The 24515-nt window shown below is 62.6% G+C and carries 24 protein-coding genes; 9 read left to right on the forward strand and 15 right to left on the reverse strand.

Going from position 1 to position 24515, the window contains the following annotated elements; genetic code table 11:
- Window positions 1–17: 17 nt before the first annotated feature.
- The 6 genes from M5C71_RS17365 to gatC form a co-directional block, all read right to left on the reverse strand.
- Window positions 18–398, reverse strand: coding sequence for a carboxymuconolactone decarboxylase family protein (locus M5C71_RS17365; protein WP_100942267.1), 381 nt, complete (start codon window positions 396–398; stop codon window positions 18–20).
- 11 nt (window positions 399–409) lie between these two features.
- Complete coding sequence (locus M5C71_RS17370; protein WP_247263318.1) at window positions 410–1453, reverse strand: calcium/sodium antiporter; 1044 nt, start codon at window positions 1451–1453, stop codon at window positions 410–412.
- A gap of 50 nt (window positions 1454–1503) precedes the next feature.
- Window positions 1504–1875, reverse strand: a complete 372-nt coding sequence (locus M5C71_RS17375; RefSeq protein WP_103496440.1) for a septal ring lytic transglycosylase RlpA family protein — start codon at window positions 1873–1875, stop codon at window positions 1504–1506.
- A 179-nt stretch (window positions 1876–2054) separates the two neighbouring features.
- Entirely contained in the window at window positions 2055–3500 is a 1446-nt protein-coding gene (gatB, locus tag M5C71_RS17380; RefSeq protein ID WP_103496439.1) for an Asp-tRNA(Asn)/Glu-tRNA(Gln) amidotransferase subunit GatB, read from the reverse strand.
- 10 nt (window positions 3501–3510) lie between these two features.
- On the reverse strand, window positions 3511–4962 hold the full coding sequence (gene gatA, locus M5C71_RS17385; protein WP_248768371.1) for an Asp-tRNA(Asn)/Glu-tRNA(Gln) amidotransferase subunit GatA: 1452 nt from the start codon (window positions 4960–4962) through the stop codon (window positions 3511–3513).
- Window positions 4963–4978: 16 nt separating this feature from the next.
- The gene (gene gatC, locus M5C71_RS17390; protein WP_152740064.1) at window positions 4979–5266 is read right to left on the reverse strand and encodes an Asp-tRNA(Asn)/Glu-tRNA(Gln) amidotransferase subunit GatC; all 288 of its coding nucleotides are present in this window, start codon (window positions 5264–5266) and stop codon (window positions 4979–4981) included.
- A gap of 256 nt (window positions 5267–5522) precedes the next feature.
- On the opposite strand from gatC, the gene mreB reads away from it, so the two are divergent.
- The 8 genes from mreB to tldD all read left to right on the forward strand — a co-directional run bounded on the left by mreB (window position 5523) and on the right by tldD (window position 16774).
- Entirely contained in the window at window positions 5523–6560 is a 1038-nt protein-coding gene (gene mreB, locus M5C71_RS17395) for a rod shape-determining protein MreB (protein ID WP_002555108.1), read from the forward strand.
- Between the two features lie 147 nt (window positions 6561–6707).
- On the forward strand, window positions 6708–7787 hold the full coding sequence (gene mreC / locus M5C71_RS17400; protein ID WP_103496436.1) for a rod shape-determining protein MreC: 1080 nt from the start codon (window positions 6708–6710) through the stop codon (window positions 7785–7787).
- Window positions 7787–8275 (forward strand): rod shape-determining protein MreD, encoded by a 489-nt coding sequence (mreD, locus tag M5C71_RS17405; protein WP_100942261.1) that lies wholly within the window; start codon window positions 7787–7789, stop codon window positions 8273–8275. Before mreC ends, mreD begins: the two co-directional genes overlap by 1 nt.
- 84 nt (window positions 8276–8359) lie before the next feature.
- Window positions 8360–8965, forward strand: a complete 606-nt coding sequence (locus M5C71_RS17410) for a nucleoside triphosphate pyrophosphatase (RefSeq protein ID WP_248768372.1) — start codon at window positions 8360–8362, stop codon at window positions 8963–8965.
- A 59-nt stretch (window positions 8966–9024) separates the two neighbouring features.
- Complete coding sequence (gene rng / locus M5C71_RS17415; protein WP_103496434.1) at window positions 9025–10482, forward strand: ribonuclease G; 1458 nt, start codon at window positions 9025–9027, stop codon at window positions 10480–10482.
- Window positions 10483–10558: 76 nt separating this feature from the next.
- Window positions 10559–14374, forward strand: a complete 3816-nt coding sequence (locus tag M5C71_RS17420) for a YhdP family protein (protein ID WP_248746767.1) — start codon at window positions 10559–10561, stop codon at window positions 14372–14374.
- 92 nt (window positions 14375–14466) lie between these two features.
- Window positions 14467–15312 (forward strand): carbon-nitrogen hydrolase family protein, encoded by an 846-nt coding sequence (locus M5C71_RS17425; RefSeq protein ID WP_248768373.1) that lies wholly within the window; start codon window positions 14467–14469, stop codon window positions 15310–15312.
- 19 nt (window positions 15313–15331) lie between these two features.
- Complete coding sequence (gene tldD, locus M5C71_RS17430) at window positions 15332–16774, forward strand: metalloprotease TldD (RefSeq protein WP_100942256.1); 1443 nt, start codon at window positions 15332–15334, stop codon at window positions 16772–16774.
- A 49-nt stretch (window positions 16775–16823) separates the two neighbouring features.
- Here tldD and yjgA read toward each other — a convergent pair whose 3' ends face one another.
- Window positions 16824–17345 (reverse strand): ribosome biogenesis factor YjgA, encoded by a 522-nt coding sequence (yjgA, locus tag M5C71_RS17435; RefSeq protein ID WP_103496431.1) that lies wholly within the window; start codon window positions 17343–17345, stop codon window positions 16824–16826.
- 108 nt (window positions 17346–17453) lie between these two features.
- Between yjgA and pmbA the strand changes: the two genes are divergently transcribed.
- A complete protein-coding gene (pmbA, locus tag M5C71_RS17440) occupies window positions 17454–18800 on the forward strand; it encodes a metalloprotease PmbA (protein WP_248768374.1) in 1347 nt (448 codons plus the stop codon).
- Window positions 18801–18989: 189 nt separating this feature from the next.
- On the opposite strand, the gene M5C71_RS17445 is transcribed toward pmbA, so the two are convergent.
- From M5C71_RS17445 to lptC, 8 genes are all read right to left on the reverse strand, one after another.
- Window positions 18990–19262, reverse strand: a complete 273-nt coding sequence (locus M5C71_RS17445; protein ID WP_248768375.1) for an HPr family phosphocarrier protein — start codon at window positions 19260–19262, stop codon at window positions 18990–18992.
- Window positions 19263–19278: 16 nt separating this feature from the next.
- The gene (rapZ, locus tag M5C71_RS17450) at window positions 19279–20136 is read right to left on the reverse strand and encodes an RNase adapter RapZ (protein WP_152740058.1); all 858 of its coding nucleotides are present in this window, start codon (window positions 20134–20136) and stop codon (window positions 19279–19281) included.
- Between the two features lie 2 nt (window positions 20137–20138).
- The gene (ptsN, locus tag M5C71_RS17455; protein WP_103498076.1) at window positions 20139–20603 is read right to left on the reverse strand and encodes a PTS IIA-like nitrogen regulatory protein PtsN; all 465 of its coding nucleotides are present in this window, start codon (window positions 20601–20603) and stop codon (window positions 20139–20141) included.
- 9 nt (window positions 20604–20612) lie between these two features.
- A complete protein-coding gene (raiA, locus tag M5C71_RS17460) occupies window positions 20613–20918 on the reverse strand; it encodes a ribosome-associated translation inhibitor RaiA (RefSeq protein ID WP_017126531.1) in 306 nt (101 codons plus the stop codon).
- Between the two features lie 78 nt (window positions 20919–20996).
- On the reverse strand, window positions 20997–22493 hold the full coding sequence (locus tag M5C71_RS17465) for an RNA polymerase factor sigma-54 (protein ID WP_103498075.1): 1497 nt from the start codon (window positions 22491–22493) through the stop codon (window positions 20997–20999).
- Between the two features lie 187 nt (window positions 22494–22680).
- A complete protein-coding gene (lptB, locus tag M5C71_RS17470) occupies window positions 22681–23406 on the reverse strand; it encodes an LPS export ABC transporter ATP-binding protein (protein ID WP_103498074.1) in 726 nt (241 codons plus the stop codon).
- Complete coding sequence (lptA, locus tag M5C71_RS17475) at window positions 23406–23951, reverse strand: lipopolysaccharide transport periplasmic protein LptA (RefSeq protein ID WP_103498073.1); 546 nt, start codon at window positions 23949–23951, stop codon at window positions 23406–23408. The genes lptB and lptA overlap by 1 nt, the downstream gene beginning before the upstream one ends.
- Entirely contained in the window at window positions 23938–24510 is a 573-nt protein-coding gene (gene lptC, locus M5C71_RS17480) for an LPS export ABC transporter periplasmic protein LptC (RefSeq protein ID WP_103498072.1), read from the reverse strand. The genes lptA and lptC overlap by 14 nt, the downstream gene beginning before the upstream one ends.
- Window positions 24511–24515 lie beyond the last annotated feature (5 nt).

Raw genomic sequence — 24515 nt, forward strand, 5'->3', positions numbered from 1 at the left:
CCGCCAGTAACAGGTTGTCAGTCTGCCTTCTGGTAGGCGTCGATCACTTCCTGGGCCGCGCGGAACGCGTCGATAGCCGCCGGCACCCCGGCATACACCGCGCAATGCAGCAGCGCCTCACGAATCTCTTCCACCGTGCAACCATTGTTCAAGGCGCCGCGTACGTGGCCCTTGAGTTCCTGCGGGCACTTGAGCGCGGTGAGCGCGGCGAGGGTGATCAGGCTGCGGGTCTTCAGTGACAATCCTTCGCGGTTCCAGACACTGCCCCAGGCATGTTCGTTGACGAAGTCCTGCAGCGGCTGGCTGAATTCGGTGGCATTGCCCAGGGCACGGTCGACGAACGCATCACCCATGACCTGACGACGCATCTCGACACCGGGTTTCTTCTGATCGGTCATTGCAGCAGCTCCTATGAGTGTTGGCGACGCCAGGCCCTGAACGTACTGAAGAGCAGGAACGCACAGAGCACCGGCAGGATGAAAAACAGCATCAGGCGCTCCAGCTTGTCCGCCATCGGCATGCCGGTGGTGAACCACACCACATGCAGGCCGTAGGCCAGGTACAAACCGAGAAACAGCAGTCCCTCGGCGCGGGTGATGCGGTAGCCGGAGTAGAAAACCGGCCAGCACAGCATGGCCACCCCGAGCATCACCGGCAGGTCGAAGGCCAGGGCATTGGGTGACACCGACAGCGGCGTGGGGGCGAGCAGCGCGGTAAGGCCAAGCACCCCCAGCAGGTTGAACAGGTTGCCGCCGATCACATTGCCCACGGCGATATCCCGTTGCCCGCGAACCGCGGCGATGAGCGAGGTAGCCAGTTGCGGCAGGGAGGTGCCGACCGCCACCACGGTCAGGCCGATGATGCGTTCGGACAGGCCCAGTTCGGTGGCCACGTCTATGGCGGCGTCCAGCAACAGGTGCCCGGCCGCCACCAGCAGCGCCAGGCCCAGGCCCATCCACGCCAGGCTGCTCAGCCAGGGTGTGGATTTATGCGAGGTGGTCGGCGGTGCGGCGTGGTGATGGCGGGACTGGCGCAGCAGCAGGCCGAGGTACAGCGCGAAGGCGCCCAGCATCACCAGGCCGTCGAGACGCCCCAGCTCCTCGTTGAATGCGAGGCCGAACACCAGCAGGCTGGCGAGGATCATCAGTGGGATGTCCAGGCGGATCAGTTGGCGTGAGACCCGCAGTGGGATGATCAACGCAGAGAAGCCCAGGGTGACCAGGGTATTGAAGATATTGCCGCCGATCACGCTGCCCACCGCGATATCGGCATTCTCTGCCGCGGCCGCCTGCACGCTGACCGCCAGTTGCGGCGCGCTGCTGCCGAAGGCGACGACGGTCAGGCCGATCAGCAACGGGCGCACGCCCAGGCTTGCGGCCAGGCGCACGGCTGCGCGCACCAGCAGTTCAGCGCCGACGATCAGCAACAGCAGGCCACCGCCCAGTTGAATCAGGCTTAGCCAGGGAAGGGTGGTCAATCCGAAAATGGCGGGGGCTCCAGCGGTCAGTCGTCGAGGCTTTGGATGCGTACGCGGGCAGTGCCGCCTTGCAGCATACCCAATTGGGCGGCCGCTTCGCGCGAAAGATCGATCAGGCGTCCACGGGTATGGGGGCCGCGATCGTTGATGCGCACTATGACCGATTTGTCGTTGGCCAGGTTGGTGACTTTCACCCGGGTGCCGAAGGGCAGTTGGCGGTGGGCGGCGGTCAGGCCGTGCTGGTTGAAGGGTTCGCCGCTGGCGGTGCGTTTGCCCTGGTGTTGGGCGCCGTAATACGAAGCCATGCCGGTTTCGTCATAGCCGCGGGGATTGATGTCGTGGCTGGCGCAGCCGGCCAGCAGGCTGAGGAGGGCAAGGGCGGCGAGCAGGCGCTTCATCGGATGTCCTCTACACAGGTGTGTTTGCCTGAGGGCCTTTTGGTGATCTTGAAGGCCTCTTCGCTGGCAAGCCAGGCTCCTACAGTTCATCGTCGAACACAAATTTTGTGTACGGCGAGATTTTGTAGGAGCAGGGCTTGCCCGCGAAGCTTTTAGCGCTCTTGAGAGCCTAGTCGCTGTCAGCCTTCGAGCTTGCTTTTCAGCAGTTCGTTGACTTGCTGCGGGTTGGCCTTGCCCTTGGAGGCTTTCATCGCCTGGCCGACAAAGAAGCCGAACATCTTGCCGCGCTTGGCTTCATCCGCCGCCCGATACTGTTCGACCTGCTCGGCGTTGGCCGCCAGCACTTCGTCCAGCACCTTCTCGATGGCGCCGCTGTCCGTGACCTGCTTCAGTCCACGGGCCTCGATCACCTCGTCCGCGCTGCCTTCACCATTGGCCATGGCTTCGAAGACCATCTTGGCGATCTTGCCGGAGATGGTGTTGTCGCTGATCCGCAGCAGCATGCCGCCCAACTGCTCGGCCGTGACCGGCGCCTGGTCGATGTCCACGCCCAGCTTGTTCAGCAGGCTGCCCAGCTCGACCATGACCCAGTTGGCCGCCAGCTTGGCGTCGCCACCGATGCTCACGACTTTTTCGAAGTAGTCCGCCTGCTCGCGGCTGGAAGCCAGCACGCTGGCGTCGTAGACCGACAGGCCGAACTGGGCCTGGAAGCGCTCGCGCTTCTGCGGTGGCAGCTCCGGCAACTGTGCGCGGACTTCATCGAGGAACGTGTCCTCGATCACCACCGGCAACAGGTCCGGATCGGGGAAGTAACGGTAGTCGTTGGCTTCCTCCTTGCTGCGCATGGCGCGGGTCTCGTCCTTGTTCGGGTCGTACAGGCGGGTCTGCTGGATCACCCGGCCGCCGTCCTCGATCAGTTCGATCTGGCGCTGCACTTCGGTGTTGATCGCCTTCTCGATAAAGCGGAACGAGTTGACGTTCTTGATCTCGCAGCGGGTGCCGAACTCGACCTGGCCTTTTGGCCGGACCGAAACGTTGCAGTCGCAACGCAGCGAGCCTTCGGCCATGTTGCCGTCACAGATGCCCAGGTAGCGCACCAGTGCATGGATCGCCTTGACGTAAGCCACGGCTTCCTTGGCGTTGCGCATATCCGGTTCGGAAACGATTTCCAGCAGCGGCGTGCCGGCACGGTTCAGGTCGATGCCGGTGGCACCGCTGAAATCCTCGTGCAGGCTCTTGCCGGCATCTTCTTCCAGGTGCGCACGGGTAATCCCGACGCGCTTGACCGTGCCGTCTTCCAGGGTGATATCCAGGTGGCCCTTGCCGACGATCGGCAGTTCCATCTGGCTGATCTGGTAGCCCTTGGGCAGGTCCGGGTAGAAGTAGTTCTTGCGCGCGAACACGTTGTGCTGGCCGATCTCGGCGTCGATTGCCAGACCGAATTTCACCGCCATGCGCACCGCTTCCTGGTTCAGCACCGGTAGGACGCCGGGCATGCCCAGGTCTACCAGGCTCGCCTGGGTGTTCGGCTCGGAACCGAAGGTGGTGGCACTACCGGAGAAAATCTTCGATTGGGTGGCGAGCTGGGTATGAATCTCCAGCCCGATCACGACTTCCCATTGCATGTGTTTCTCCTCAGAAGCCTTCAGGTGTGCGGGTGTGCCAGTCAGTGTTGAGCTGATACTGGTGCGCAACGTTGAGCAGACGGCCTTCCTGGAAATACGGCGCCAGCAGTTGCACGCCTACCGGCAGGCCGTCGACGAAACCGGCCGGCATGGACAGGCCCGGCAGGCCCGCGAGGTTGGCGGTGACGGTGTAGAAATCTTCCAGGTACTCGGCAACCGGGTCGCTGTTCTTTGCGCCGATCTTCCACGCCGGGTTCGGCGTGGTCGGGCCGAGGATGACGTCGACCTCGTTGAAGGCGGCCATGAAGTCGTTCTTGATCAGGCGACGGATCTTCTGCGCCTGCAGGTAGTAGGCGTCGTAGTAGCCGGCCGACAGCGCATAGGCGCCGACCAGGATGCGGCGCTGGACTTCCGCGCCGAAGCCTTCGCCACGGGAACGCTTGTACAGGTCGGTGAGGTCTACCGGGTTTTCGCAGCGATAGCCGAAACGCACGCCATCGAAGCGCGACAGGTTCGACGAGGCTTCCGCCGGGGCGATCACGTAGTACGCGGGAATCGCGTGCTGCATGTTCGGCAGGCTGATTTCCTTGACGATCGCGCCCAGTTTCTCAAGCTCCTTGATGCTCGCCTGGATCAGTTCGGCAATACGCGGGTCGAGGCCGGCGCTGAAGTATTCCTTCGGTACGCCGATGCGCAGGCCCTGGATCGAGGTGCCCAGGCTGGCGGAGTAATCCGGGACCGGCTCATCGATGCTGGTGGAGTCCTGCGGGTCGAAGCCGGCCATGCCTTGCAGCAGCAGGGCGCAGTCTTCGGCGGTGCGCGCCAACGGGCCGCCCTGGTCGAGGCTGGAGGCGTAGGCGATCATGCCCCAGCGCGAGACACGACCGTAGGTCGGTTTCAGCCCGGTGAGGTTGGTCAGTGCCGCCGGCTGGCGGATCGAGCCGCCGGTGTCGGTGCCGGTGGCCGCCGGCAGCAGGCGCGCGGCAACCGCGGCCGCCGAACCGCCGGACGAACCGCCCGGTACATGCTCCAGGTTCCACGGGTTTTTCGCCGGGCCGTAGTAGCTCGATTCGTTGCCCGAGCCCATGGCGAATTCGTCCATGTTGGTCTTGCCCAGGGTCACGGTGCCGGCGGCGGCCAGCTTGGCGACCACGGTGGCGTCGTAGGGCGCCTTGAAGTTGTCGAGCATCTTCGAGCCGCAGCTGGTGCGGATGCCCTGGGTGCAGAACAGGTCCTTGTGGGCGATCGGCGCACCGAGCAGGGCACCGTTCTCGCCGGCGGCACGGCGCACGTCGGCGGCCTTGGCCTGGCTCAGGGCCAGGTCCTCGGTGAGGCTGATGAAGCTGTTGAGCTGCGGGTCGAGCTGGGCGATACGCGCCAGCAGGGTCCGGGTCAGCTCTTCGGAGGAGAATTTCTTGTCGGCGAGGCCACGGGCGATCTCGGCCAGGGTCATTTGATGCATTGCAGGCTCTTTCCCTTTAGTCGATGACTTTCGGAACCAGGTACAGGCCGTTTTCGACCGCTGGCGCGATGGACTGATAAGCCTCGCGGTGATTTCGCTCGGTCACGACGTCGGCGCGCAGGCGCTGATTCGCTTCCAGAGGGTGGGCAAGGGGTTCGATGCCGCTGGTATCGACGGCCTGCATCAGGTCGACCAGACCCAGAATGCTGTTCAGGGCCTCGGTGGTGCGTGGAAGATCGGCTTCGACCAGGCCCAGGCGGGCCAGGTGAGCGATTTTTTCCACGTCGGAGCGTTCAAGCGCCATGGGGATCTCCAGTGGAAAACCGGACGAAAGGGGTCCGTTCGGTTAGGCAATACACAATAAAGAGTGTCAATAAGTGCGGGCGCGACTTACGATTGTCGGAACACTACCGCATTTCTACGGTCACATGGCCGCGATTGTATGGGATGGTGCTCGGAAAAACGCCTAATTTAACATATTGGCGCCTTGCCCAAAATCCCCGTCGTTGTTAGAGTTTGCCGCACTTTTTTACCCACGCGTTGCCCAGGGTCCCTTTCCAATGTTCAAGAAACTGCGTGGCATGTTTTCCAGCGATCTCTCCATCGACCTGGGCACAGCCAACACCCTTATCTACGTGCGCGAGCGCGGTATCGTCCTGAATGAGCCATCGGTTGTTGCGATTCGCACCCATGGCAACCAGAAGAGCGTCGTCGCCGTCGGCACCGAGGCCAAGCGCATGCTCGGCCGTACGCCGGGCAATATCGCGGCCATTCGTCCGATGAAAGACGGCGTGATCGCCGACTTCAGCGTCTGCGAGAAGATGCTGCAGTACTTCATCAACAAGGTGCATGAAAACAGCTTCCTGCAGCCCAGCCCTCGGGTGCTGATCTGCGTACCGTGCAAGTCGACCCAGGTCGAGCGCCGTGCCATCCGTGAATCGGCCCTTGGTGCCGGTGCCCGTGAAGTGTTCCTGATCGAAGAGCCGATGGCTGCTGCTATCGGTGCCGGTCTGCCGGTGGAAGAAGCCCGCGGTTCGATGGTCGTGGATATCGGTGGTGGTACCACTGAAATCGCGCTGATCTCCCTGAACGGCGTGGTCTATGCCGAATCCGTACGGGTTGGCGGCGACCGCTTCGACGAAGCGATCATCACCTACGTGCGCCGCAACTACGGCAGCCTGATCGGTGAATCCACCGCCGAGCGCATCAAGCAGGAAATCGGCACCGCCTACCCGGGCGGCGAAGTGCGTGAAGTCGACGTACGCGGCCGTAACCTGGCCGAAGGCGTGCCACGTGCCTTCACCCTGAACTCCAATGAAGTCCTGGAAGCCTTGCAGGAATCCCTGGCGACCATCGTCCAGGCGGTGAAAAGCGCCCTGGAGCAGTCGCCTCCGGAACTGGCTTCGGACATCGCCGAGCGTGGCCTGGTGCTGACCGGTGGTGGCGCATTGCTGCGTGACCTCGACAAGCTGCTGGCCCAGGAAACCGGTCTGCCGGTGATCGTCGCCGAAGATCCGCTGACCTGCGTGGCCCGTGGCGGCGGTCGTGCCCTGGAAATGATGGATAAGCACACCATGGATCTGCTTTCCAGCGAGTAAGTTCGCCGGGAAGCTCTATGCTGTTCCGCTCGCAGGCAGCACTTTGCATAGGCAGTGCTGCCTGTTGCGTTTATCTTCTGTCAACTTCATCCAGGCCGGTGTGATGCCGTATGAATAAAATGACTCATTGCCTGGGAGGAGCGGCTCATTAAACCGCTTTTTGCCAAAGGCCCCTCATTGGGCGTGCGCTTGCTGGTGCTGGTCGTGCTATCGGTCGCGCTGATGGTGGTCGATGCCCGTTTCACGCTGCTCAAGCCGGTGCGTAGCCAGATGTCGCTGGTGTTGATGCAGTCGTACTGGATCACCGACCTGCCGCAACGCTTGTGGCAAGGCGTGGCCAGTCAGTTCGGCAGTCGTACCGAGCTGGTCGCCGAAAACGAAAAACTCCAGACCGAAAACCTGCTGTTGCAAGGGCGCCTGCAAAAACTCGCGGCCTTGACCGAGCAGAACGTACGCCTGCGCGAATTGCTCAACTCCTCGGCACTGGTCAACGAGAAGGTCGAAGTGGCCGAGTTGATCGGCATGGACCCGAACCCGTTTACCCATCGCATCATCATCAACAAGGGTGAACGTGATGGCGTGGTCCTCGGCCAACCGGTGCTCGATGCCCGTGGCCTGATGGGCCAGGTGGTCGAGTTGATGCCCTACACCTCGCGCGTGCTGCTGCTCACCGATACCACCCACAGCATTCCGGTGCAGGTCAACCGCAATGGCCTGCGGGCGATTGCCAGCGGAACCGGCAACCCCGAGCGCCTGGAACTGCGCCATGTCGCCGACACCGCCGATATCAAGGAAGGCGACCTGCTGGTCAGTTCCGGCCTGGGCCAGCGCTTCCCGGCGGGTTACCCGGTGGCGACGGTCAAGGAAGTGATTCACGACTCGGGCCAGCCTTTCGCTATTGTCCGCGCCGTGCCGACCGCCGCGTTGAACCGCAGCCGTTACCTGTTGCTGGTGTTCAGCGACGGCCGTACCCCGGAAGAGCGTGCCAACGAAGCGGCGCAGGCCCAGGAAGCGGATCGCCAGGGTGGGGACGGCGCGCCCGTGGTACCGGCCACCGTGCCCAAGCCCGGGACCGCACCGGCCAAGCCGAGCGCACCCGTCGCACCTGCCGCTGCACCGGCAACCCCGGCCAAGCCGGCGGCCCATGCCGTCAAGCCAACCCCTGCCAAACCTGCTGCCAGCAAACCGCCGGCGGCGACACGGGCTGCGCCCCGGACGGAGGAATAATGGCTGGTACCTTTTCCCGCAATGGCTGGATCGTCTGGCTGACCTTCGCCATCGGCCTGCTGCTCAGCGTCTCGCCGCTGCCGCAGTTCATGGAGATCCTGCGTCCGCTGTGGCTGGCGCTGTTGCTGGCGTTCTGGGCGTTGTACCTGCCGCACAAGATCGGCATGGTCACCGCGTTCCTGCTGGGCCTGGCCGAAGACGTGCTCTACGGCACCCTGCTGGGGCAGAACGCGTTGATCCTGACCCTCATCACTTTCCTCGTGCTGTCGCTGCAACAACGCCTGCGGATGTTCCCGATGTGGCAACAGAGCCTGGTGATCCTGGTGATCTTCGGCCTGGCGCAGTTGGTGCAACTCTGGCTCAGCGCCTTGACCGGCAACCGCCAACCGACCCTGGCGCTGGTGCTGCCGGCCCTGGTCAGTGCCTTGCTCTGGCCCTGGGTCAGCTTCGGCCTGCGTGGACTGCGCCGCCGCTACAAAATCAACTGACGGGATGTCACCTGCTATTTGCAGGTGGGCTGCTGATTCTGCTGACATAGCTCCTATAAAGAGCCCCGACACGGAGATGTCTCCATGACCTCGCTCTACCTGGCTTCCGGCTCACCGCGTCGGCGTGAACTGCTGACACAGATCGGCGTGCCGTTCAGCGTCATCAGTGCCGAGATCGACGAAACCCCACTGCCCGATGAACGCCCGCTGGCCTACGTCGAGCGCCTGGCGCGGGGCAAGGCCGCGGCCGGTCGTGCACGGCTGGGTGCCAGTCAGGCGGCGGCCGGGACCTGTGTGCTGGGGGCCGACACCGCCGTGGTGCTGGACGGTCGGATTCTCGGCAAACCCGTGGATGAAGCCGATGCGCTGGCCATGTTGCTGGCCCTGTCCGACCGCGAACACGAAGTGCTGACCGCTATTGCCGTGCTCGACGGTGAGCGCTGCGAGTCACGGGTGGTGCGCAGCCTGGTGAAATTTCGTGCAATACACCCGGAAGAAGCTCATCTCTACTGGTCCGGCGGGGAACCCCGGGACAAGGCGGGCGCCTATGCTATTCAAGGCCTGGCGGCGGTTTTCGTGGTGGGCTTGAATGGCAGTTATTCCGCCGTCGTCGGCCTGCCCCTGTGCGAAACCGCAGAACTGCTTGGCCATTTCGGCATACCCTGTTGGCAAAACCTTGTCGTGCGCTGATTGCCGCACGCCCGCGATACGGCAACTTTATTGTGAATACGCCTGAACGAGACCCAGCCATGAGTGAAGAGATCCTGATCAACATCACGCCGATGGAATCGCGCGTGGCGGTGGTAGAGAACGGCGTGTTGCAAGAGGTTCATGTCGAGCGTACGCAGAAACGCGGGATCGTCGGCAATATCTACAAGGGCAAGGTGGTGCGGGTGTTGCCGGGCATGCAGGCGGCATTCGTCGATATCGGCCTGGACCGCGCGGCGTTTATCCACGCCTCGGAAATCTCCATGCGCGAAGGGCCGGCGGTGGAGAGCATCAGCGCCCTGGTGCACGAAGGGCAGAGCCTGGTGGTGCAAGTCACCAAGGACCCCATCGGCACCAAGGGGGCGCGCCTGACCACACAACTGTCGATTCCCTCGCGTTACCTGGTGTACATGCCACGTACGGCCCACGTCGGCATTTCCCTGAAGATCGAGGACGAAGCCGAGCGCGAGCGCCTCAAGCAGGTGGTCAGCGACTGCGTGGCCCGTGAAGGCATCACCGAAGCCGGCGGCTTTATCCTGCGCACGGCGGCCGAGGGCGCCGGGGCCGACGAGATCATGATGGACATCCGCTACCTGCGGCGCCTCTGGGACCAGATCGGCGCGCAGATCAAGACCATCGGCGCCCCCAGCGTGATCTACGAAGACCTTGGCCTGGCCCTGCGCACCCTGCGCGACCTGGTCAGCCCGAAGATCGAGAAAATTCGCATCGACTCGCGGGAAACCTTCCAGAAGACCACGCAGTTCGTCGCTGAACTGATGCCGGAAATCGCCGACCGCCTGGAGCATTACCCCGGCGAGCGGCCGATCTTCGACCTCTATGGCGTCGAGGATGAGATCCAGAAGGCCCTGGAACGCAAGGTCCCGCTCAAGTCCGGCGGCTACCTGGTGGTCGACCCGGCCGAAGCCATGAGCACCATCGACGTCAATACCGGGGCCTTTGTCGGCCATCGCAACCTCGAAGAAACCATCTTCAAGACCAACCTCGAAGCGGCCACCGCGATTGCCCGGCAACTGCGTCTGCGCAACCTCGGCGGGATCATCATCATCGACTTCATCGATATGGAAGACGAGGAGCACCAGCGCCAGGTCCTGCGGACCCTGGAAAAGCAGCTGGAGCGCGATCACGCCAAGACCAATATCATCGGCATCACCGAGCTGGGCCTGGTGCAGATGACCCGCAAGCGCACCCGCGAAAGCCTCGAACAGGTGCTCTGTGAGCCCTGCAGCAGCTGCCAGGGGCGCGGCAAGCTGAAGACCCCGGAAACGGTTTGCTACGAGATTTTCCGTGAAATTTTGCGTGAAGCCCGCGCCTACCAGGCTGAAGGTTATAGAGTGTTGGCCAACCAGAAGGTGGTCGATCGCTTGCTGGACGAGGAGTCCGGCAATGTCGCGGAGCTGGAAGGCTTTATCGGCCGCACCATTCGTTTCCAGGTCGAGACCATGTATTCCCAGGAACAATATGACGTGGTGCTGCTCTGATTTCCCGTACTGAGAACCTGCAAGCCCGGCCCGGTGTCGACCTGTTCATTGAACCATGCCTCAAGGGGGCACTGACATGGAGCGTCTGACACGCTTTGTTGCCGGCTTGACCCGTTGGACCATGGGCCTCTGTGCGTTGTTGCTGGTGCTGGTGGCGTTGTATGCCAGTCTGGGCCGGCAACTGGTGCCGCTGGTGGCCGAGTATCGCGCCGAGATCGAAAGCAAGGCCCAGGCCGCCGTAGGTTTGCCGCTGTCCATCGGCAGCCTGGAAGGGCGCTGGCATGGCCTGGCCCCGGTGCTGTTGGCCCATGACGTGAAAGTCGGCGAGGGCGCTTCGGCGCTGTTGCTGGACAAGGTCCAGGTGGTGCCCGATCTCTGGGCCAGCCTGCGCGCCCGCGAAGTGCGGATCGCCCATCTGGAACTGGGCGGCCTGCAACTGAGCCTGAAAGAAGACCAGGACGGCCATTGGGCCCTCCAGGGCTTGCCGGTACAGGACGATCAGCCGCTGGACCCCGCGCAGCTGCTGACCCGCATGCAGATGGTCAAGCAGCTGTCGGTGCTTGACAGCCAGGTGACCTTGCAGCCGTTCGGCGAGTCGCCGCTGACCCTGACTTATGTCGGTCTCAACCTGGAAAGCGGTATTTCCCGCCAGCGCCTCGATCTGCGCCTGAATTTGCCTGACGGCCAGCCCCTGGCCCTGAACCTGAAGACCCGCCTGCGCGCCAGTGACTGGCGCAACGGCACCGCGCAAGCCTACCTGAGCCTGCCGCAAAGCGACTGGGCGCGCTGGCTGCCGGCGCGCCTGACCGGGCAAATGAAAATCACCGAACTCAAGGCCGGTGGCGAATTCTGGTTGAACTGGGGCAATGGCACGGTGCAGAACGCCGTGGTCCGCCTCAATGCCCCGCAATTCCAGGGCGCCTATGCCCAGCGCAAGGCGATCAGCATCGACAACCTGGCCCTCAACGCCTATGTCCAGCACACCGGGCAGGGTTTTGACGTGCAGCTCAATTCCCTGGCCATGAACCTGGGGAAGACGCGCTGGGAAAGCCATCTGCAATTGCAGCAACTCGCGGCCACCGACAAGGATCCGGAACGTTGGCACCTGCAGGCCGACCGCCTCGACCTGACACCGATCACCCCCTTGCTCGACGCCCTCGCACCCTTGCCTGAAGGCCTGGCCACGGCCATCGATCACCTGAAAGTCATCGGTACCCTGCGCAACGTGCTGCTGGATTACCGGCCCCAGGAAACCGGCGACCAGAAGCTGAGTTTCGCCGCGAACCTGGAACGGGTCGGTTTCGACGCCTACCACGGCGCCCCGGCGGCGCGTAACGTCAGCGGCAGCATCAGCGGCGACCTCGGCCAGGGCGAACTGCGCATGGACAGCAAGGATTTCTCCCTGCACCTGTACCCGATCTTCAACAACCCCTGGCAGTACCTGCAAGCCAATGCCCGCCTGACCTGGCGCCTGGACCAGGAAGGTTTCACCCTGATCGCGCCCTACATCAAGGTGCTCGGGGAAGAAGGCAAGATCGCCGCCGACTTCCTGATTCGCCTGCACTTCGCCCAGGGCACCGAAGACTATATGGACCTGCGGGTCGGCCTGGTGGATGGCGAGGGTCGTTTCACGCCCAAGTACCTGCCGGCGGTGTTGAGCCCGGCGCTGGACGAATGGCTGCGCAGCTCGATCCTGCATGGCGCGGTGGAGCAGGGCTTCTTCCAGTACCAGGGTTCGCTGAACCACGATGCCTCGGCGGCGGCGCGCAATATCAGCCTGTTTTTCAAGGTCCATGATGCCGAACTGGCGTTCCAGCCGGGCTGGCCCCATGTCAGCAAGGTCAAGGGCGATGTCTTTATCGAGGACAGCGGGGTGCGGATCAAGGCCAGCGAAGGCCAGTTGCTCAACACCCAGGTCAGCGACATCATGGTCAATATTCCCCATGTGCCCAGCGGCCAGCACAGCCGCATGTTCCTCGACGGCAACTTTGCCGGCGGCCTGGGCGACGGCCTGAAGATTCTCCAGGAGGCGCCGATCGGCACCGCCGCGACCTTTGCCGGCTGGCAGGCCACGGGTGATCTGTCGGGCAAGGTGAGCCTCGATGTGCCGCTGGTCAAGGCCGAGGAGCCGAAGATCCTAGTGGACTTCAAGACCGACAAGGCCACGCTCAAGCTTCCTGATCCGGTCCTCGAACTGAGCCAGCTCAAGGGCGACTTCCGCTTCGACAGCGCCAAGGGCCTCAGCGCCGGCAACATCAGTGCCCAGGCATTCGAGCGACCGATCACCGCGCAGATTTTCGCCGATGGCAAGCCGGGCAGCCTCAATACCCGGGTGGTGGCCAAGGGGCAGGTGGCGATCAAGAAACTTACCGATTGGCTGAATGTCAGCCAGCCATTGCCGATTTCCGGCGACCTGCCTTACCAGTTGCAACTGACCCTGGACGGTCCCGACAGCCAGTTGATGATCAACTCCAACCTCAAGGGCGTTGCCGTCGACCTGCCGGCGCCGTTCGGCATGCCCGCCGGCCTGGGCCGCGACAGCGTGTTCCGCATGACCCTGCAAGGCGCCGAGCGGCGTTACTGGTTCGATTACGGCACCCTGGCCAATTTCACCTTTGCCGCGCCGAGCGGCAAGTTCGGCGATGGCCGTGGTGAGTTGTTCCTTGGCGAAGGCGATGCACAACTGCCGGCGACCCAGGGCTTGCGGATCCGTGGGGTGTTGTCGGAGTTGGACCTGGCGCCGTGGAAAGCCGTTGCTGACCGTTATGCCGGCCAGGATCCGGGCGGCAGTGCCAAGCAATTGCTCAGCAGCGCGGATTTCAAGGTCGGCACGCTCAGCGCTTTCGGTAGCCAGTTCGACCAGGTGAGTTTGCTGATGGCTCGCAGTGCCAATGCCTGGGGCCTGCAGATCGACAGTCGGCAGGCCAAGGGCAGCGTGACCTTGCCGGATGCCAAGGGTGTGCCGATTGGCGTCAAGCTGGCCTATGTGCGTTTGCCGGCACCGGACCCGAGCGTGGTCGCCGATGAGAATGCCCCGGACCCGTTGGCGTCGGTCGACCCCCGGCAGATTCCAGCGGTGGACGTGAGCATCGAGCAACTGTTCCAGGGCAACGACCTGCTCGGTGCCTGGTCGCTCAAGGCGCGCCCGACCCCCAAGGGGATCAAGCTCAATGACCTCGATCTCGGCCTCAAGGGCCTGCAACTGCGGGGCTCCGGTGGCTGGGAAGGCCTACCCGGCGCCAGCGGCAGCTGGTTCAACGGGCGCCTGGAAGGCAAGAACCTGGCGGACGTGCTCAAGGCCTGGAGCTTTGCCCCGACCGTCACCAGTGAGGATTTCCAGCTCGACGTTGACGGTCGCTGGCCCGGTTCGCCGGCCTGGGTCGGTCTCAAGCGCTTCTCGGGCAGTCTTGATGCGACCCTGAACAAGGGGCAGTTCGTCGAGGCTGACGGCGGTGCCCAGGCGCTACGGGTGTTCGGCCTGCTGAACTTCAACTCCATCGGCCGCCGCCTGCGCCTGGACTTTTCCGACTTGCTGGGCAAAGGCCTGAGCTACGATCGGGTCAAGGGCCTGCTGGTGGCCAGCGATGGCGTCTATGTGACGCGCAAGCCGATCACCCTGACCGGGCCTTCGAGCAACCTGGAACTCAACGGCACCCTCGATATGGTCGCCGACCGGGTCGATGCCAAGCTGCTGGTGACCTTGCCGGTGACCAACAACCTGCCGATTGCCGCGTTGATCGTCGGTGCGCCGGCCATCGGCGGCGCACTGTTCCTGATCGACAAGCTGATCGGCGACCGCGTGGCGCGCTTCGCCAGCGTCAAATACAGCGTCACCGGCCCCTGGAAAGAACCGAAGATCACCTTCGACAAGCCGTTTGACAAGTCGAAGTAAGGCCCGGCGCGACCCTGTTGCGCCGACATTTTTCGTACTGGGCGTGCAGCTGCATGGAGTAGCATGACGCTATGTCTTTGAAGGAGTGCGCCATGACCTTTTCCGTCATCCAGATGGTCAGCCAGAGCGATGTGCTGGCCAACCTGGCCCAGGCCCGCGCGTTGCTGGAGCGGGCGGCCGATGGAGGGGCGCGGCTGGCCGTACTGCCGGAAAACTTCGCCGCCATGGGCCGTCGCGACGTCGCCGAAATCGGCCGCGCCGAGGCCATGGGTGAAGGACCTGTCCTGCCCTGGTTGAAACAGGCCGCCCGCGACCTCAAGTTATGGATAGTGGCGGGCACCTTGCCGTTACCGCCCGTTGACCAACCGCATGCCAAGGCCAATGCCTGCTCGCTGTTGATCGATGAGCAGGGCGAGACGGTGGCACGTTACGACAAGCTGCATTTGTTCGATGTGGACGTGGCGGACACGCGCGGACGTTATCGCGAATCCGATGACTATGCTTATGGCAGCCAGGTGGTGGTGGCCGATACCCCGGTAGGTCGGCTGGGCCTGAGCGTGTGTTACGACCTGCGCTTTCCCGAGCTCTACAGTGAATTGCGCAAGGCCGGTGCCGAATTGATCACCGCGCCCTCGGCCTTTACCGCCGTGACCGGTGCCGCGCACTGGGAGGTGCTGATTCGCGCCCGGGCCATCGAGACCCAGTGCTACCTGCTGGCGGCGGCCCAGGGTGGGGTGCATCCGGGGCCGCGGGAAACCTTCGGGCATGCGGCGATTGTCGACCCATGGGGGCGCATAGTCGCCGAACAGGATCAAGGCGAAGCGGTGTTGCTGGCCGAACGCGACAGTAATGAACAAGCGTCCATCCGGGCGCGGATGCCGGTGGCGAGCCATCGGCGCTTTTTCTCGCAGGGCGCGCAGCGACCTGCATCGGAATGACGAAATAAGGCGCAAAACCATGAGCGAGTTGTTGTCCTCAGTCAGCGAACACCTGTTGGCGCCGGGTGGCGTGACCATCGAAAGTCTGCAAGCGGTTCTGGGCGACCTGGCCGGGCCGGGCATCGATGCCGCCGACCTGTATTTCCAGGGGCAGATCTCCGAGTCCTGGGCCCTGGAAGACGGCATCGTCAAGGAAGGCAGTTTCAACCTTGACCAGGGTGTCGGCGTACGCGCCCAGTCCGGTGAGAAAACCGGTTTTGCCTACAGCAACGCCATTACCCTCGAAGCCCTGGGCTCGGCGGCGCGTGCCGCCCGTTCGATTTCCCGGGCCGGGCAGCATGGCAAGGTCCAGGTGTTCAGCAGCCAGGAAGTGACGCAGTTGTATGCGCCGGATAACCCGCTGGATGTGATGAGCCGTGCCGAGAAGGTCGAGTTGCTCAAGCGTGTCGATGTCGCCACTCGCGCCCTTGATCCGCGTATCCAGCAGGTTTCGGTGAGCATGGCCGGGGTCTGGGAGCGGATTCTCGTGGCCTCCACCGACGGCGGCCTGGCGGCGGATGTGCGGCCGCTGGTGCGCTTCAATGTCAGTGTGATCGTCGAGCAGAACGGCCGGCGTGAACGCGGCGGCCATGGCGGTGGCGGGCGTACCGACTATCGTTATTTCCTCACGGAAGACCGGGCCATGGGTTATGCCCGCGAGGCCCTGCGCCAGGCGCTGGTCAACCTTGAAGCGATTCCCGCGCCGGCCGGCACCTTGCCGGTGGTGCTCGGCTCCGGCTGGTCCGGGGTGCTGCTGCACGAAGCGGTCGGCCACGGCCTGGAAGGCGACTTCAACCGCAAGGGCAGCTCGGCCTACAGCGGGCGGATGGGCGAGATGGTTGCCTCGAAACTCTGCACCATCGTCGATGACGGCACCCTGGCCGGTCGTCGCGGTTCCCTGAGCGTCGACGACGAAGGCACACCGACCGAGTGCACCACGCTGATCGAAAACGGCGTGCTCAAAGGTTATATGCAGGACAAGCTCAATGCCCGGCTGATGGGTGTGGCGCGCACCGGCAACGGTCGTCGCGAATCCTATGCGCATCTGCCGATGCCGCGCATGACCAACACCTACATGCTCGGTGGCGAAAGCGATCCGGCGGAAATCATCGCCTCGGTGAAACGCGGGATCTACTGCGCCAACCTCGGCGGCGGCCAGGTCGATATCACCAGCGGCAAGTTCGTGTTCTCCACCAGCGAGGCCTACCTGATCGAAGACGGCAAGATCACCGCCCCGGTCAAGGGCGCGACCCTGATCGGCAACGGCCCGGAAGCCATGAGTCGGGTGTCGATGGTCGGCAACGACCTGGCGCTGGACAGCGGCGTGGGCACGTGCGGCAAGGATGGGCAGTCGGTACCGGTGGGGGTCGGTCAGCCAACCTTGAAAATCGATGCGATCACCGTGGGTGGCACGGGGTCGTAGGAAGAGGTGGAGCGTCGGGTGAGCGCCAAGGCCTCACCCGGGGCGAAGATCAACGCAGACCGCGTTGAGCGTCGTCCAGCTCACGGATGTACTTGAAGATTTTACGGCTGGAGGCCGGCGCCTTGTTCTGCGCAAGCTCGTGTTGAGCCTGGCGGATCAGGGAACGCAGTTGCTGGCGATCAGCGTCCGGGTAGTCGGCGACGAACTTTTCCAGCACATCGTCGGCGCCTGCGATCAAGCGATCACGCCAGCGTTCGAGATTGTGGAAACGTTCGTTGTATTGCCGGGTGGAGGCGTCGAGTTGATCGAGCAGAACCAGAATGGCGTCAGTATCCTGATCGCGCATCAGCCTGCCGATGAACTGGATATGCCGTTTACGCGCGATATTCGCGGTGTGCTTCGGCGCTTCGGCCAGGGCACGGCGCAAGCCGTCGGTCAGTGGCAGTTTTGCCACCAGGTCGGGCTTGAGTGTTGTCAGGCGCTCGCCGAGATCAACCAGAGCATGCAGCTCGCGTTTGACCTGGGTTTTGCTTTTCTCCCCATCGAGGGAGTCGTCGTAAGAATCAACCATGGTGGCAGTCCGCAAAGAAACGCCGCCATGATAACCAGTCGGGGGCCGCTTGTCCGGCCCGGTCGCTCGAAGACCTTGACCGAAAGCAGAATTTGAGTGGAGAAAGCCATGAGTTCAGCACAAAGCGTCGGCCCGCAGGCGTTGCCGGTCCTGCAGGAGCAGGTCGAGCAGATTCTCGCCGAAGCCAAACGCCAGGGCGCCAGTGCCTGTGAAGTGGCGGTATCCCTGGAGCAGGGGCTGTCGACTTCGGTGCGCCAGCGGGAAGTGGAAACCGTCGAGTTCAACCGCGACCAGGGCTTCGGCATCACCTTGTACGTGGGGCAGCGCAAGGGCTCGGCCAGCACCTCGGCCAGTGGTCCTGAAGCGATTCGCGAAACCGTGGCGGCGGCCCTGGCCATCGCCAAGCACACCTCGGAAGACGAGCACTCGGGCCTGGCCGACGCCGCCCTGATGGCCAAGGAGCTCAAGGACTTCGATCTGTTCCATGCCTGGGATATCACCCCCGAGCAGGCCATCGAACGTGCGCTGATCTGCGAGGCGGCGGCGTTTGATGCCGACAGCCGGATCAAGAATGCCGACGGCACTACCCTGAGCACCTCCCAGGGTTGCCGCGTATATGGCAACAGCCACGGGTTTATCGGCGGTTCGGCCTCGACCCGGCACAGCCTCAGCTGTGTAATGATCGCCGAAGGCGACGGCCAGATGCAGCGCGATTACTGGTATGACGTCAATCGCCAGGGCGAACTGCTCGCGGATGCCGCGAGCATTGGTCGCAAGGCCGCGCAACGGGCGGCCAGCCGCCTGGGCGCGCGTCCGGTGCCGACCTGCGAAGTGCCGGTGCTGTTCTCGGCGGAACTGGCCGGTGGTTTGTTCGGCAATTTCCTCTCGGCGATCTCCGGCGGCAACCTGTACCGCAAGTCCTCTTTCCTCGAAGGGGCGATGGGCCAGCGCCTGTTCCCGGAATGGCTGACCCTCGACGAGCGTCCGCACCTGATGCAGGCCATGGGCAGTTCAGCGTTTGACGGCGATGGCCTGGCGACCTATGCCAAGCCGTTCGTCGAAAATGGCACCCTGGTCTCCTATGTACTGGGTACCTACTCGGGGCGCAAGCTGGGCCTGCCAAGCACGGCCAACGCCGGTGGCGTACACAACCTGTTCGTCACCCATGGGGTCGAGGACCAGGACGCGCTGATCCGGCGCATGGGCCGCGGCCTGCTGGTGACCGAGTTGATGGGCCACGGCCTGAACATGGTTACCGGGGATTATTCGCGCGGGGCGGCGGGTTTCTGGGTCGAGAATGGCGAGATCCAGTTCCCGGTCCAGGAAGTGACCATTGCCGGCAATATGCGCGACATGTTCAAGCAGATCGTGGCCGTTGGCAGCGATCTTGAGCTGCGCAGCCATATCCGCACCGGTTCGGTATTGATCGAGCGGATGATGGTCGCCGGTAGCTGATTCGGCGTATCGGTTGTAAAAAAGGGTGTCATCCAATGGATGACACCCTTTTTTTGGCCTCACGGGGACCTTTGGTTGTACTGGACCCGTGGCGAGCGGGCTTGCCCTGATGCCGTTCAGTTAAGGCCAAACACGGTCCCTGTGGGAGCCGGCTTGCCGGCGATGGCGTCCGAATGGACGCCGCAGGACTTACTCGCCTTCGTCGAAATAATTGTTGATCAGCTTGACCAGCGCCGCCATAGCCGCCTCTTCCTGTTCGCCTTCGGTCTTCAGGTGAATCTTGGTGCCCTTGCCAGCGGCCAGCATCATCATGGCCATGATGCTCTTGCCGTCGACCATGCTTTCCGGTGTACGCCCGGCGCGGATCTGGCAGGGGAACTGGCCGGCCACGCCGACGAATTTCGCCGAAGCACGGGCGTGCAGACCCAGTTTGTTGATGATTTCAATTTCCAGAGCGGGCATCGCGGTGGTGGTCCTTTCAGCTAAGGTCGCGGTGGCGGACCTGGACGTTCTTCAGGGATTGTTGCAGGGCCTTGCCCAAGCGTTCGGTGAGGTAGACGGAGCGGTGATGCCCGCCCGTGCAGCCGATGGCAATAGTGACATAGGCCCGGTTGCTGGCGGCGAAACGCGGCAACCATTTAAGCAAATAACTGGAAATATCCTGGTACATCTCCTCGACGTCGGCTTGTGCGGCCAGGTATTCGACCACCGGTTGGTCGAGCCCGGACTGTTCGCGCAGCTCCGGTTTCCAGTAGGGGTTGGGCAGGCAGCGTACGTCGAACACCAGGTCGGCATCCACCGGCATCCCGCGCTTGAAACCGAATGACTCGACCAGGAAAGCGGTACCCGGTTCCGGCTGGTTCAGCAGGCGCAGCTTGATGGTGTCGCGCAGTTGATAGAGGTTCAGGTTGGTGGTGTTGACCTTGAGGTCGGCCAGGTCCGAGATCGGCCCCAGCAGGTTGCTTTCGTCGCGGATGGCCTCGGCCAGTGAGCGATTGGCATTGCTCAGCGGGTGGCGTCGACGGGTTTCGGAAAAACGCTTGAGCAGGGTTTCCTCGTCGGCGTCCAGGTACAGCACATCGCACTGGATATGCCGGCTGCGTACTTCATCGAGCAGTTCCGGGAAGCGTGACAGGTGGCTGGGCAGGTTGCGTGCGTCGATGGAAACGGCGACCAGCGGTTGCGCCAGCTCGGTATGGATCAGCGCACGTTCGGCCAGCTCCGGCAGCAGGCCGGCCGGCAGGTTGTCGATGCAGTAGTAACCGTTGTCCTCGAGGACATCGAGGGCGGTACTTTTACCCGAGCCGGAGCGGCCGCTGACGATGATCAAGCGCATGGTCAGTGACCGCTCTGCTCGTCCAGGACTACCTGGTACAGGGCCTGGTTGGAGGTTGCCGCACGCAGTTTGTCGCGTACGTCCTTGCGGTCGAGCATGCTGGCAATCTGCCGAAGCAGTTCCAGGTGGGCATCGGTGGCGGCTTCCGGGACCAGCAGGACGAACAGCAGGTCAACCGGCGCGCCGTCGATGGCGTCGAAATCGATAGGGGCGTCCAGGTGCATCAGGGCGCTGATGGGCGCCACGCAACCCTTCAGGCGGCAGTGCGGGATGGCAATGCCATTGCCGAAACCGGTCGAGCCGAGTTTCTCCCGGGCGATCAGGCTGTCGAAGACATCCTGCATGGCCAGGTAAGGAACTTCGTGGCTGATCAGGTTGGCAATTTGCTCGAGGGCTTTCTTTTTACTGCCGCCCGGCACGTTCACCAAAGAACGGCCGGGGGTCAGGATGCTTTCAAGTCGGATCATGGATGGGTATCAGCGACCTGTACCTTGGAGCAGGTGCAGGTTCTTTTCCTTATGCTTTTTCAGTTGTCGGTCCAACTTGTCGGTGAGCAGGTCGATCGCCGCATACATGTCGTCATGCTCGGCGTTGGCGACCACTTCACCGCCGTGGATATGCAAGGTGGCTTCGATTTTCTGCTTCAGTTTTTCGACGGCCATGGTCACCTGTACGTTGGTGATCTTGTCGAAATGACGCTCCAGTCGGTCGAGTTTTTCGCCGATGTAAGCACGCAGGGGTTCGGTCACTTCCAGCTGGTGTCCACTGATATTGACTTGCATACAGCTTCTCCTTCGTTGCCAGTGCATAAAGCGGCAGGCTTGTGCCTACCACTGGAACGCTGTAACGGGGCCCGTCCACTACATCAGTCGCTTCCGTTCGCTGGAGGGGGCTATCCCCAGGGACTCACGGTATTTGGCGACAGTACGACGGGCCACCTGAATGCCTTGTGCCTCCAGTAAACCAGCGATCTTGCTGTCACTCAACGGCTTTTTCTGATTTTCCGCTGCAACCAGTTTCTTGATGATCGCGCGGATCGCCGTGGACGAGCATTCGCCGCCTTCGGAGGTGCTGACGTGGCTGGAGAAAAAGTATTTCAGTTCATAGATACCGCGGGGGGTATGCATGAATTTTTGCGTGGTCACCCGGGAAATCGTCGACTCGTGCATGCCCACTGCTTCGGCGATGTCATGCAGGACCAGCGGCTTCATCGCCTCGTCACCGTATTCCAGGAAGCCACGCTGGTGCTCGACGATCTGGGTGGCGACCTTCATCAGGGTTTCGTTGCGGCTCTGCAGGCTCTTGATGAACCAGCGGGCTTCCTGCAACTGGTTGCGCATGAAGGTGTTGTCGGCACTGGTGTCGGCGCGGCGGACAAAACCGGCGTACTGCGGATTGACCCGCAGGCGCGGCACCGATTCCTGGTTCAGTTCCACCAGCCAGCGCTCGTTGTCCTTGCGCACGATCACGTCGGGGACGACGTATTCGGCTTCGCTGGACTCGATTTGCGAGCCCGGGCGCGGATTGAGGCTCTGGACCAGCTCGATGACCTGGCGCAGCTCGTCTTCCTTGAGCTTCATGCGCCGCATCAGTTGGCTGTAGTCGCGGCTGCCGAGCAGGTCGATGTAGTCGCTGACCAGGCGCTGGGCTTCGGCCAGCCAGGGCGTGCGCGCTGGCAGCTGACGCAATTGCAGCAGCAGGCATTCGCCGAGGTTGCGCGCGCCGATGCCGGCCGGTTCGAATTGCTGGATGCGATGCAGTACCGCTTCGATCTCGTCCAGCTCGATATCCAGCTCCGGGTCGAAGGCGTCGAGGATTTCCTCGAGGGTTTCGTCCAGGTAGCCCTGATTGTTGATGCAGTCGATCAGGGTCACGGCGATCAGCCGATCGGTGTCTGACATCGGCGCCAGGTTCAGTTGCCAGAGCAGATGGCTCTGCAGGCTCTCGCCGGCCGAGGTACGGGTGGTGAAGTCCCACTCGTCGTCATCGTTGCTCGGCAGGCTACTGGCGCTGGTCTGGTAGACATCTTCCCAGGCGGTGTCGACGGGCAGTTCGTTGGGAATGCGCTCGTTCCAGTCGCCTTCCTCGAGGTTGTCCACCGTCGGGGCGGTTTCCTGCTGGAAGGAGGGTTCCTGGATTTCAGTGTTGGGTTTGTGCTCGGCGTTGTCGGCCAACGGGTCGGTATTGTCGAAGTCGTCGCCTTCTTCCTGGCGTTCGAGCATCGGATTGGACTCCAGGGCCTCCTGGATTTCCTGCTGAAGGTCCAGGGTCGACAATTGGAGCAGGCGGATGGCCTGTTGCAGCTGCGGTGTCATCGTCAGCTGCTGGCCCATTCTCAGGACTAGCGATGGTTTCATGGCAGGGGCTTAACACCTTATTCGCCGGCGCGCATGCGCCATCCACTCTACAGGGCGCCGGGGCGCCAAACATAAGCAAATTATATGCCTGAAACCCGAGCCTTTGCCTAGAGCGCTGTAACAATAAAAATCTTGTGGTTTTTATTGAACAGGGAGCGCTCTGGCGGTTGATCCGTTACCTCGATGTTTACAGGCGGAACTCATGGCCCAGGTAGACTTCCTTGACCAGTTCGTTGGCCAGGATAGTGGCCGAATCGCCTTCGGCGATCAGTTGTCCATCATTGACGATATAGGCGGTTTCGCAGATGTCCAGGGTCTCGCGGACGTTGTGGTCGGTGATCAGTACGCCGATGCCCTTGGCCTTGAGGTGATGGATGATCTGTTTGATATCGCCAACGGAAATCGGGTCGACCCCGGCGAAGGGCTCGTCGAGCAGGATGAATTTCGGCGCGGTGGCCAGGGCGCGGGCGATTTCCACCCGGCGCCGTTCACCACCGGACAGGCTCATGCCGAGGTTGTCGCGAATGTGGCTGATGTGGAATTCCTGCAACAGGCTTTCCAGCTCCTTGCGGCGGCTGTTCTTGTCGAGCTCCTTGCGGGTCTCGAGGATCGCCATGATGTTGTCCGCCACCGACAGCTTGCGGAAGATCGATGCTTCCTGGGGCAGATAGCCGATCCCGGCGCGCGCGCGACCGTGCATCGGCTGGTGGCTGATATCCTGGTCGTCGATCAGCACGCGACCCTGATCGGCCTGGACCAGGCCGACGATCATGTAGAAGCAGGTGGTCTTGCCGGCACCGTTGGGGCCGAGCAAGCCGACGATCTGCCCGCTGTCGATCGACAGGCTGACATCACGCACCACCTGGCGACTTTTGTAGGCCTTGGCCAGATGCTGGGCTTTCAGGGTTGCCATTACTGCGCCTTCTGCTGTTCGGTTTTCTGCTTCGGCTGGATGACCATGTCGATGCGTGGGCGCGGGGCGGTGATCGTGCTGCCGTTGGCGCGGCCGGCCTGGGCGATCTGCTTCACCGTGTCGTAGACGATTTTCTCGCCTTCGGTGGTGTTGCCGTCGTTGATCACCTTGGCCTTGTCGATCAGGATGATGCGGTTCTGCTGGGCGTGGTACTGGATGGTCACGCCATAGCCCTGCACCGGCTTCGGATCGCCGACTTTCTGCAGTTGCTCGAAGTAGGCCAGGTTACCCACGGAGGTCACCACGTCGATGGCGCCGTCCTTGGTCCGGGTCAGCGTCACGGTGTTGCCCTTGACGATCATCGAGCCTTGGGTAATGACCACGTCACCTTTGTAGGTGGCGATGCCTTGCTTGTCGTCCAGCTGAGCGTCGTCGGCCTGGATGCGGATGGGCTGCTGGCTGTCGGTCGGCAGAGCCCAGGCGCTCACGCTTCCCAGTGCCGCACCGAGGCCAAGCAAAATAGGGAGGGTTTTAACGAGACTCATACTGTCCTCTTACATTGGACAGCAGGTGTATCCGGCTGTCGTTTAAATACGCTTTCATTCCCTTGCCAGTGGTCACGCCGTCGGCGCCGTCGATTCTAACGGCTTGCTCGGTCTGCGCATATTGCTTCTGTGGGAATACTGTCATACGACTGCTGGTAATGATGACTTCCCGCTGTAGTTCATCAGTCCGCGCCACCCGTACCGAGTCGATCAGTTCGATTTCGGTGCCGTCCGGGTTGACCTCGGCGTGCTCGCTCTGGACATGCCAGGGATAGACCGTGCCACGGTAGATGTGCATGTCTGGCTTGGTCACCAAGGTCACGTCGGACGCCTTGAGGTGTTCGACCTTGTCGCCGGTCAGGTCGTACTGTACTCGACCGTCGGGCATGTACTGAATGCTGTGGGCGTTAATAGCGTAGTAGTCGATCTGGGTTTCATCGACCTGCGCCACCGGGCGCTCGAGGAAACGTTCCGGGCTGATGTTCCAGTAGCCAACGGCCGCGAAAATGGCGGCGATGACTGCGAACAGCAGAATATTGCGAATTTTCTTGCTCAGCATAAATA

Source organism: Pseudomonas sp. MWU12-2345 (assembly GCF_023242385.1).
Taxonomy (GTDB): domain Bacteria; phylum Pseudomonadota; class Gammaproteobacteria; order Pseudomonadales; family Pseudomonadaceae; genus Aquipseudomonas; species Aquipseudomonas gingeri_D.

Excerpts from the sequence above, each read along its gene's own strand:
- M5C71_RS17365 (WP_100942267.1), bottom strand. The coding sequence starts at position 398 with ATGACCGATCAGAAGAAACCCGGTGTCGAGATGCGTCGTCAGGTCATG.
- M5C71_RS17375 (WP_103496440.1), bottom strand. The coding sequence starts at position 1,875 with ATGAAGCGCCTGCTCGCCGCCCTTGCCCTCCTCAGCCTGCTGGCCGGC.
- gatB (WP_103496439.1), bottom strand. The coding sequence starts at position 3,500 with ATGCAATGGGAAGTCGTGATCGGGCTGGAGATTCATACCCAGCTCGCC.
- gatA (WP_248768371.1), bottom strand. The coding sequence starts at position 4,962 with ATGCATCAAATGACCCTGGCCGAGATCGCCCGTGGCCTCGCCGACAAG.
- gatC (WP_152740064.1), bottom strand. The coding sequence starts at position 5,266 with ATGGCGCTTGAACGCTCCGACGTGGAAAAAATCGCTCACCTGGCCCGC.
- mreB (WP_002555108.1), top strand. The coding sequence starts at position 5,523 with ATGTTCAAGAAACTGCGTGGCATGTTTTCCAGCGATCTCTCCATCGAC.
- mreD (WP_100942261.1), top strand. The coding sequence starts at position 7,787 with ATGGCTGGTACCTTTTCCCGCAATGGCTGGATCGTCTGGCTGACCTTC.
- M5C71_RS17410 (WP_248768372.1), top strand. The coding sequence starts at position 8,360 with ATGACCTCGCTCTACCTGGCTTCCGGCTCACCGCGTCGGCGTGAACTG.
- rng (WP_103496434.1), top strand. The coding sequence starts at position 9,025 with ATGAGTGAAGAGATCCTGATCAACATCACGCCGATGGAATCGCGCGTG.
- M5C71_RS17420 (WP_248746767.1), top strand. The coding sequence starts at position 10,559 with ATGGAGCGTCTGACACGCTTTGTTGCCGGCTTGACCCGTTGGACCATG.
- M5C71_RS17425 (WP_248768373.1), top strand. The coding sequence starts at position 14,467 with ATGACCTTTTCCGTCATCCAGATGGTCAGCCAGAGCGATGTGCTGGCC.
- tldD (WP_100942256.1), top strand. The coding sequence starts at position 15,332 with ATGAGCGAGTTGTTGTCCTCAGTCAGCGAACACCTGTTGGCGCCGGGT.
- yjgA (WP_103496431.1), bottom strand. The coding sequence starts at position 17,345 with ATGGTTGATTCTTACGACGACTCCCTCGATGGGGAGAAAAGCAAAACC.
- pmbA (WP_248768374.1), top strand. The coding sequence starts at position 17,454 with ATGAGTTCAGCACAAAGCGTCGGCCCGCAGGCGTTGCCGGTCCTGCAG.
- M5C71_RS17445 (WP_248768375.1), bottom strand. The coding sequence starts at position 19,262 with ATGCCCGCTCTGGAAATTGAAATCATCAACAAACTGGGTCTGCACGCC.
- rapZ (WP_152740058.1), bottom strand. The coding sequence starts at position 20,136 with ATGCGCTTGATCATCGTCAGCGGCCGCTCCGGCTCGGGTAAAAGTACC.
- ptsN (WP_103498076.1), bottom strand. The coding sequence starts at position 20,603 with ATGATCCGACTTGAAAGCATCCTGACCCCCGGCCGTTCTTTGGTGAAC.
- raiA (WP_017126531.1), bottom strand. The coding sequence starts at position 20,918 with ATGCAAGTCAATATCAGTGGACACCAGCTGGAAGTGACCGAACCCCTG.
- M5C71_RS17465 (WP_103498075.1), bottom strand. The coding sequence starts at position 22,493 with ATGAAACCATCGCTAGTCCTGAGAATGGGCCAGCAGCTGACGATGACA.
- lptB (WP_103498074.1), bottom strand. The coding sequence starts at position 23,406 with ATGGCAACCCTGAAAGCCCAGCATCTGGCCAAGGCCTACAAAAGTCGC.
- lptA (WP_103498073.1), bottom strand. The coding sequence starts at position 23,951 with ATGAGTCTCGTTAAAACCCTCCCTATTTTGCTTGGCCTCGGTGCGGCA.
- lptC (WP_103498072.1), bottom strand. The coding sequence starts at position 24,510 with ATGCTGAGCAAGAAAATTCGCAATATTCTGCTGTTCGCAGTCATCGCC.